The sequence below is a fragment of the Streptomyces sp. NPDC016469 genome, from assembly GCF_040632905.1.
Taxonomy (GTDB): Bacteria; Actinomycetota; Actinomycetes; order Streptomycetales; family Streptomycetaceae; genus Streptomyces.
The window spans coordinates 1-1,714 of record NZ_JBEYCQ010000104.1 but is presented as its reverse complement, the minus strand read 5'-3'; the positions used below and the strand labels follow the sequence as shown (position 1 = coordinate 1,714).

Annotated in this window: 3 protein-coding genes; all 3 read left to right on the top strand. The window is 31.5% G+C overall.

Annotation, left to right across the window (positions count from 1 at the left end; genetic code table 11):
* On the top strand, window positions 1-722 hold a 722-nt coding region (locus ABZ565_RS35490), incomplete at its 5' end, for a hypothetical protein (protein WP_361036450.1).
* Between the two features lie 67 nt (window positions 723-789).
* Window positions 790-1,068, top strand: a complete 279-nt coding sequence (locus tag ABZ565_RS35485) for a hypothetical protein (protein ID WP_360451396.1) — start codon at window positions 790-792, stop codon at window positions 1,066-1,068.
* A 110-nt stretch (window positions 1,069-1,178) separates the two neighbouring features.
* The coding region (locus ABZ565_RS35480; RefSeq protein WP_361036447.1) for a toprim domain-containing protein at window positions 1,179-1,714 on the top strand (536 nt) is incomplete at its 3' end.

Below are 1,714 nucleotides of genomic sequence, written 5' to 3'. Positions count from 1 at the left end.
ATGAAACTGACTTTAATCCTATTCATGTTGCAGGAATGTTTTATCAAAAAAGAAATTTAAATCAAATCGAAGACTTGTATTTTACAGAAAAATCAATACAAGAAGTAACAGAAGCGTATCATAATTACATGTTGGATAAATATGGTTTAATACCTAACAACAATGATTTTCTTTTCCATTTATCACCCAAACTATTTTTACCTGCTGAAGATATGTGGGAAGAAGTAGAACTTATCATAAAAGGAATCGATCTTCCAGAGCAACCTATATTTCTTAATAGACCCTATCCAAACAAGCGGTATATAGTAGCAGGAACAAAGATAGGGAAAGAAAAATTCACAACTGGATTTTATCCGATTATTGCTTCTGAAGATGAATTTCCTAAAGAAAAAAGTATTTGCTACCATTGGAAACTTGGAAATGGTAAAGAGATTATTCATGATATCGATATTCTGTTTGAGGTAGATAGAGGAAACTTATTCTCAACCGAACAAACATTAAGTAGAAGTAATGATTTATCAACAATTCGTGTATATACCAGTGTAGAAGAATCAGATCTTATTAATAAGAATCGCACGATTAACTACATGGACATAAATAAAAATATTTTACACATGAAAGAAACCGTGGTTTTGACTTCATTTCCTACTAAACTTCATTCTACATTCTTTGCGGACAAATATTATAAAAGATGGAAAAAGCAGCATTACCAAAATAAATAATCGTGTTATTCGGAATAATTTGTTGTTATGTTAATGAAATCATTTTTGAATAAGGATAGTGATAGGCATGAAAGAAGGAGAAATTAAAGAAATGATTCCACCCAAATTTTTCTATTCAAAGAGTGGTTTAGAACCTAATAATTATTTAATTCAACATACCAATGATAATTATTTAGTTCACCGTGAAATTTCATCTGAAGAAGAAAATGGGTATAAAGAGGACGAAATATTTGTATATGAAGGGAAAAAATATTTAGCCTTCATTGCTAATTTTCCATCAGCAAGTGACGTAGAAATAGCAGTAAATAGTTATTGGAGTGCCATAAAACAACTAAATGAAATGTAAAAGGTATTTGTAAAATAGAAGAGAAAAAGCATTCTTAAAAGAATGCTTTTTCTTTTTATCTAAATACCTATGACCATAAGTAATTAAGATATATATTCTCACAATATTATATGGAAAAATTGGAGGAAAAAATAATGAGTCAACTTTTTGTTTGTGAAAAACCAAGTGTTGCGAGGGATTTAGCAACAGCATTATCAGGCGGTTATAAAGAAGGAGAAGGGCATTATGTAGGGAATGATGGAAAGATCTATACATTTGCTTTCGGCCATCTTGTGAGCTGCGTTAAACCTGAATCTATTAATGAGGATTGGGGCTGGAAAGGGAATGTTAGTACGTTGCCTTTTTTCATTAAAGATATTCCTTTAACTGTTATTGAAAATCCAGGAGTAAAGAAGCAATTTAAAACAGTCACAAGTCTTATGAAACAATCAGACCTTATTTATATCGCCACAGATGCAGCAAGGGAAGGTGAACACATCTTCCGTAAGATTTACAAGTTGAGTGGGGTAAATAAGCCCTTAAAACGTCTCTGGATTCAAGATATGACCAAGGAGGGATTAATTAAAGCCTTCAATAACGCGAAAGATGGTTCTCTTTATGAAGGTTTAGCGGTAGCTGGAAAGCTAAGAGAAGAATCAGATTTATT

Excerpts from the sequence above, each read along its gene's own strand:
- ABZ565_RS35485 (WP_360451396.1), top strand. The coding sequence starts at position 790 with ATGAAAGAAGGAGAAATTAAAGAAATGATTCCACCCAAATTTTTCTAT.